The organism is Enterococcus durans NBRC 100479 = LMG 10746, from assembly GCF_001544215.1.
GTDB lineage: Bacteria > Bacillota > Bacilli > Lactobacillales > Enterococcaceae > Enterococcus_B > Enterococcus_B durans.
This window is the reverse complement of record NZ_BCQB01000085.1, coordinates 1-6,376: the sequence shown is the minus strand read 5'-3', so window position 1 is coordinate 6,376 and position 6,376 is coordinate 1. Positions and strand designations below refer to the sequence as shown.

Genomic DNA, 6,376 nt, shown 5'->3' with positions numbered 1-6,376 from the left:
GATAGCGTAAAATATTTTGTGTAAATAGAAATTTTAGGTAGATAAAAAGAAAGTCCATTCTGTAAAATTAAAGTTACCACAACCGAAATTTTATAGGAGGACTTTCTCATGACTAATTTTACTACAGAAATTATGGAAACACTAATCAATAAAGGTGATTTGGATGACTTATTCCGTCGTCATCTAGAATTAGCTATCAATACACTGCTACAAGCTGAATTAACGGCTTTTCTTGATTATGAGAAATATGATTGCACTGGTTTTAATTCAGGTAATTCCCGAAATGGGAATTATTCTCGTTCATTTAAAACAGAGTATAGAGAATTAAATTTGGCAATTCCTAGAGATAGAAACGGAGAGTTTTCTCAACAAACGTTGCCTGCTTATAAAAGAAGTAACGACTCTTTAGAAACCACCATTATCCAATTATTTCAAAAAGGAATCACTATGTCTGAAATCTCTTAGTTGATTGAAAAAATGTATGGTCATTACTATACGCCACAAACCATTTCCAATATCACTCAAATAGTATCTGAAGATGTTGTTGCTTTTAAAGAAAGGTCCTTAGAATCCCAATACTCAATCATTTTTATGGATGCTACTCACATTCCTTTAAAAAGACAAACTGTCTCAAAAGAAGCTGTATATATTGTCATAGGTATCCGACTAGATGGGACCAAAGAGGTTCTTGGGTTTAGTATTGCTCCAACTGGGTCTTCGTATGTTTGGAAAGAAATACTTCAAGACTTAAAAGACCGTGGTTTAGAAGAGGTTTTATTAGTTGTAACTGATGGTTTAAGCGGCATTAACGATAGTATCCATAGTATTTATCCAAATGCTCAATTTCAACAATGTTGTGTCCATATCTCTAGAAACATTGCTCATAAGGTTCGTGTTAGTGACCGACAAGAAGTCTGTAATGATTTTAAATTGGTTTATCAAGCAGCTTCAAAAGAAGAAGCTATGAATCAAATAAGTTTTATGATAGATAAATGGAAAAAGCAGTATCCACGAGTAGTTAAATTACTCATGAATCCTGCTATATTAACCTTTTATAATTTTCCTCCATCAATCAGAAGAACCATTTATTCAACTAACTTGATTGAAGGTTTTAACAAACAATTAAAAAAATATACAAAAAGAAAAGAACAATTTCCTAATGAAGAATCTCTGGAGAGATTCTTAGTTTCTCAATTCAACAACTATAATCAGAAGTTTTTGTGTCGGATTCATAAAGGTTTTAAAGAAATACAAGATACATTAGAATCAATGTTTTAACTTAACCGACAGAATGTTTTTTTCCATTTACACATAATTCTTGACGCAACCGAAATTACTAATAACCATATCTTATATTAGATATAGACATCAATTCTTTTAATTTTTTTGATTGCTTTGCATTTAAAGATACACCGTCTTTTTTTATTGCATTTGATATTTCTAAATTCATACGAATTAAAATTAAAGGTACTGAAGTTCCTTCATTTTTCAGATTTCCAAGGTAGGTGTGCAATATCATTCGAAGGGAATCATTTCCTAAATCTGTCTCTAAATCATCTAATAATTCAGTAATAATTATTTCTGCTCTTTTGCTTCGATCATCTCCGCCAGAAAACCATTTTAAATTACTCATTTATTAATCCTCCTTAATTTTAATTTACTTTTAAATAATTTTATTATAATTTCTCGAAGTCACTTTTTATCTAAATCAATTATCAAATCGCACTTGTTTATTAAGTTAAGGTTATGGGATATCATTATTAATGTCTTATTAGAGTATGTTAATAACTTATCAAAAATTCGCATTTCAGTTTTAGAATCTTGAGCACTCGTAGCTTCATCTAACAATAAAACTTTACTTTCTGATAATAAAACTCTTGCTAGAGCTATTCTTTGCTTTTGACCACCTGATAAATTCGTTCTATTTTCTTCTAGATACGTATCAAGACCCAGAGGAAGCTCATTAATAAAACTCCACAAACAAGTATCTTTCAATACTTTATCAAATTCTTTTTCATTAGGGACACTTTCTAAACCTAAAACTACCCGTGGTGCTAGTTAATTTTAATATCCTAAAGAATATCTCAAAGTTCCTTCAAAACGTCGTTGTGCTCGACTTAATAGAACACTGTAAGCCAGTAATATGCTTTCAAATCTACTCTCTAGCCCTTTAACAGAACGTGAGTTGAAATTTTGACAACCTAATTTTTCTAAGGAAGAAAAAACAGTCTCAACTGTTTTTCTTTGTTTTCCAAGTAAGCTGTGGTCTAGTTTTTCTGATTTATCCATGTTTTTACGTGGCGGAACGGATATAGTAATGCCCTTAAGGGCAAGCTTTTCATGGATTTTATGGCTAATATATCCTTTGTCCCCTAGGATATTGGGAAGATTCGCTTCTTCCGATAAAGTCTCTAACACTTTCACGTCATGGACACCTGGATTCGTGATTGAGTAAGTAATCGGAAAGCCAGTCTTAGTAACGATCATATGAATTTTAAGACCATAAAAATAAGATTTTTTTGTTGAGTTATAGCCAACTTTGGCTATTTGATTCAATAGTTTTGCTTGTCTATTTCTAACTGGTTTACACAATGGACTAGGAAAACTATCTATAATTCCGACTAGTTCACCTTTGGTGAGCTTCTTGATGAAAAAGTATCGAATAATCTTGATAGTGTAAGCTAAGTTTGAACTTAAGCGAGTGAATCGACTCCTACTAGGAAAGTCACCATTAGGAAATAAGACGGAACAAACCGCTCTATACGTGGCTCTTTGGCTAGTATAGCCATTAATTATGTCCCATATAACACAAGCAATAATCACTGTATCGCGTTGCTTCAGTTGATCAGTATTTCTTCGGTTTTTAATCTTATCTGGTACACAATTGTGGTATATGTTAGAAACAGTTCTCATAATTTCCTTGAATGTTATAAAAGTATCTGTATAATGTTCAGTATATTTTGATGAACGCATATGTAGTCCTCATTTCTTGGGAGTTTTGAGACTACTATATGCGTTTTTTTGTTGATTTACCAACATGTTTAGACATTTTCCTCTAGGAAAAAATTAACTAGCACCACGGGTTAAATTAGCTTCTTTTGCGTTAACTCAGATAATACTATTCATTTTTAATTAAAAAATATAAGGCATAGACATGGCACCATAACCAATATCATATTTTCTCAACTCTTTAGCACTCAATTTTGTGTAATCTTCTTTGATAAATTCCATTAAGCACTTAATTTCATTGATATTTATGCGTTCCTCAGCTTTTAATTTAGATAAATGTTTGTACACTGATATAATAATTTCAGGATATGGTTTATCCTCTCGTATTTTCTTAGCATCTTGAAGAAATCCTTCTTTTACTCCTACATTATTATATGACTTTGAATTATATGCATTCGCAATTAAGTCAAAAAGTTTTTCTTTTTTATCTTCCACCGACTCCACCTAGCACTTTCGTAAAACCATTAACGTAAGCTTTTACTCCTCTATCAACAGTCTCAGAGCGAGCTCTACTCCAATCTACCCAACATTTTTGAGTATTACAATAAACACCATTTCCATAATAAGTTGCAGCATCTACTGTAATTCCTAAAGTAGATACACTCAATAAAACAATTCCTAAAATCAAAAAATACTAACAAATTTTTTCTTCATATAATTGCCTCCCTTTTTTATAAAACAATTATATGTAATTTTCAGAACTTTTTTGCAAAATTTTCATAAATAGTATCTTTAGTGTCATAATCGTCACCAATATTCTGTAAGATCAATCAAATTTTATCTCACTAATAATAATAGTCTTAATAAATAAAAAATGGTCTTCACTTTTCGGAATATTTATTATAAAAGGAGCTTGCTATAAAAAAGAGAAAAATTAAAACACAATAAAACATGTACAAACAGGTTCTGTTGCGAAGTTTGAAAATCAAACGCGCCCTCTCTGAACTCCAAATATCTTAGGCTGTTATTCCCATTAATACCTTGATTTCAGTAGACACCGAAAAGCCGAAGAGCGTTCCATTTCTTCGGTTCTTTTTATATATTCCTCGAATGGTCTCCATGCCCTTAATCGTGGAAGAGGCTGTACGGAGACTTTGATAAAATTTACTTCGTCGTTTAATAGGTCGATGGTCTTGTTCTATTAAATTGTTAAGATACTTCACAGTTCGGTGCTCTGTCTTAGTATATAAACCCACACTCTGTAACTTTCTAAAGGCGGAGCCAAGAGAAGGTGCGTTATCGGTCACAATTGCTTTCGGCTCACCAAACTGTTTATGGAGTCGTTTTAAGAAAGCATAGGCTGCTTGCGTATCCCGTTTCTTTAGTAACCAGATATCTAAGGTTAAGCCGTCCGCATCAATTGCACGATAAAGATAATGCCCACGTCCCTTAATTTTGATATAGGTTTCGTCCATTTTCCATGAATAGAAGGATTGTCTATTTTTCTTCTTCCAAAGATAATAGAGGACTTTGCTGTACTCTTGTACCCAACGATAAATCGTAGTATGACAAACATTTATTCCACGATCATATAACAATTCCTGAACTTCACGATAGCTTAGATTGTAACGCAGGTAGTAACCAACAGCGACAATAATGATGTCTTTTTTGAATTGTTTGCCTTTAAAATGATTCATTACTCTGTCCTCTCTGTCTTTTTTCTCAATTTTACACTAAAATAGATTTTTTGGAAAACTTTGCAACAGAACCACAGGTTTTTTATATCCACCTGTATGAACTCTATATAAAAGTTTTCCTTCAGGAAACCTAAGATTTTTGTTTTTACTATATACTTCTTCCCAGAACTTGTCCGTCTCCTTCAAATTATCTCTACCTCTCGAGTTCATTGGGTGGTTTGCCCATTTATTAAACATGTAATCACCTTTCTCATACTCATATATTTATGTCCCATTTCAATTATATTTATATATGCTTAAATAAATTTGTATCCTGAAATTTATTGTAATATGAAGCTGTATTTTACATATAGTAACCAAAGAGTTAATAAAATAAAAAGAGCGAACCATTATAGATCAGCTCTTTTTTCATTGCTGTTTTTAATCTTATCTAGAATCACTTCAAATGTTTCAAAGGTATTTACATCTAACTGACATAACCAAAGCAAGTACTTCTTTTCTTTGTAAGTCCAATCAATATTACGGTAAGAGGACATTAGATTATGGTACCTTGCTCTTTGTTCAACTGAAGCCAATTCCCAGCGTTTTTCAAATATTTTTTCTTCTTCCATTATTGATCCCTCGCAAGACGCTACCTCAAACTTAAATAATGGGCAGCGAAAGTCTAATTCCTTAGATCTAAGTATAGCAAACAAATATGAAAAAAACTTAGAAGGTAGTAAAAGTTCTTCCGTCTTTTGCTTTGCTTCTATTCTTAATGTGTTTCGTTATCGGTGCCCTACAAAGATTTTCATTAATTACACACTCATTTATTGTTGTGTATTTTCTGACATTTCTCTCTTGATCAATTATTTTAATTCCATGGACATCCTGATAGTTCATAGGAGAGGAGCGGCTATCAGAAATAGTTGCACCTATCTCTTGAACTTCTTTTACAACTTCTGGAAAATCCATCCATCCTGCTTCAGCTGTCAAAAGTAATAATCTATAATATTTACCCGTGGTGCTAGTATACTATATTTTATCGTTGAGGCATTGTTTCTGAATAACTATAAAATTGCGATTTATCTGTAAAGTTTGCTTTGTATTTACTATTAATTCCAGCTTTTTTAGAAATATCCCCTAATTCTATTAATAATTTTTCATCATTATCAATAAAGCGTATTTTATTATCAAAACCCACGATGTAAATATAATTAACTAATTTATTTACAAGAATTTCAGGATATTTTGCTGTATCAATTTTTTTATATACCTGAAATAAAACATCAGTAATATCTAATAATGCTTTCGTCTGATTAGGTCGTGTCATTAAACTATTGTATAATTCATGTATGACTTTTTTTGTGTGATCAATGTTTATTGAAGTCATTATCGTCCTCCACTAAAACTAACAAAAAGATTATCTCCACAACGTTTTAACCCTTCTGACCATGATTGTCCCCAATTTACCCAACATTTTTCTTTGTTACAATAAAGACCATTTCCATAGTAAGTAGCTGCGTCAACGTCTATTCCTGTACCAATGCCAGCTAGACAAGTTCCTAATATTCCTAGAATAACACAATGTTTCAATACTTTCTTTTTCATAATCATTTTTTCCTTTTCGAATTTCTTAAGATTGCTTGTAATATTAAATATCATTAGTAATTTTACTATATAACATTTTATTATATAACAATGATTGACGTCATAAAAAGTAGCTTTGAATTCATAATCGTTTATATAAT

General features: G+C 31.5%; 10 protein-coding genes and 1 pseudogene. 1 reads left to right on the top strand and 10 read right to left on the bottom strand.

What is annotated here, in order from left to right:
- Nucleotides 1–108 precede the first annotated feature (108 nt).
- Nucleotides 109–1,278 (top strand): annotated as a pseudogene (locus ED2_RS13970) (IS256 family transposase).
- A gap of 58 nt (nucleotides 1,279–1,336) precedes the next feature.
- Here the strand turns inward: ED2_RS13970 and ED2_RS13965 are convergent.
- From ED2_RS13965 to ED2_RS13915, 10 genes are all read right to left on the bottom strand, one after another.
- Entirely contained in the window at nucleotides 1,337–1,633 is a 297-nt protein-coding gene (locus tag ED2_RS13965; RefSeq protein ID WP_060789905.1) for a bacteriocin immunity protein, read from the bottom strand.
- 59 nt (nucleotides 1,634–1,692) lie between these two features.
- On the bottom strand, nucleotides 1,693–1,995 hold the full coding sequence (locus ED2_RS13960; RefSeq protein WP_025481392.1) for an ATP-binding cassette domain-containing protein: 303 nt from the start codon (nucleotides 1,993–1,995) through the stop codon (nucleotides 1,693–1,695).
- Between the two features lie 69 nt (nucleotides 1,996–2,064).
- Complete coding sequence (locus ED2_RS13955) at nucleotides 2,065–2,973, bottom strand: IS982-like element ISEfm1 family transposase (RefSeq protein WP_060789904.1); 909 nt, start codon at nucleotides 2,971–2,973, stop codon at nucleotides 2,065–2,067.
- Nucleotides 2,974–3,132: 159 nt separating this feature from the next.
- A complete protein-coding gene (locus tag ED2_RS13950; RefSeq protein ID WP_016177651.1) occupies nucleotides 3,133–3,444 on the bottom strand; it encodes a hypothetical protein in 312 nt (103 codons plus the stop codon).
- Nucleotides 3,434–3,616, bottom strand: coding sequence for a leucocin A/sakacin P family class II bacteriocin (locus ED2_RS13945; RefSeq protein ID WP_016177652.1), 183 nt, complete (start codon nucleotides 3,614–3,616; stop codon nucleotides 3,434–3,436). The genes ED2_RS13950 and ED2_RS13945 overlap by 11 nt, the downstream gene beginning before the upstream one ends.
- Nucleotides 3,617–3,965: 349 nt before the next feature.
- Nucleotides 3,966–4,646 carry an IS6 family transposase gene (locus tag ED2_RS13940; protein ID WP_060789903.1) on the bottom strand — a complete coding sequence of 227 codons (681 nt, stop codon included), beginning with the start codon at nucleotides 4,644–4,646 and terminating at the stop codon, nucleotides 3,966–3,968.
- 389 nt (nucleotides 4,647–5,035) lie between these two features.
- Nucleotides 5,036–5,257, bottom strand: a complete 222-nt coding sequence (locus ED2_RS13930; RefSeq protein ID WP_002311006.1) for a hypothetical protein — start codon at nucleotides 5,255–5,257, stop codon at nucleotides 5,036–5,038.
- Nucleotides 5,258–5,354: 97 nt separating this feature from the next.
- Nucleotides 5,355–5,600, bottom strand: coding sequence for a hypothetical protein (locus ED2_RS13925; protein ID WP_174520047.1), 246 nt, complete (start codon nucleotides 5,598–5,600; stop codon nucleotides 5,355–5,357).
- Between the two features lie 67 nt (nucleotides 5,601–5,667).
- A complete protein-coding gene (locus tag ED2_RS13920) occupies nucleotides 5,668–6,018 on the bottom strand; it encodes a bacteriocin immunity protein (RefSeq protein ID WP_002296756.1) in 351 nt (116 codons plus the stop codon).
- A complete protein-coding gene (locus tag ED2_RS13915; protein WP_060789906.1) occupies nucleotides 6,018–6,236 on the bottom strand; it encodes a leucocin A/sakacin P family class II bacteriocin in 219 nt (72 codons plus the stop codon). Before ED2_RS13915 ends, ED2_RS13920 begins: the two co-directional genes overlap by 1 nt.
- Nucleotides 6,237–6,376: the final 140 nt, after the last annotated feature.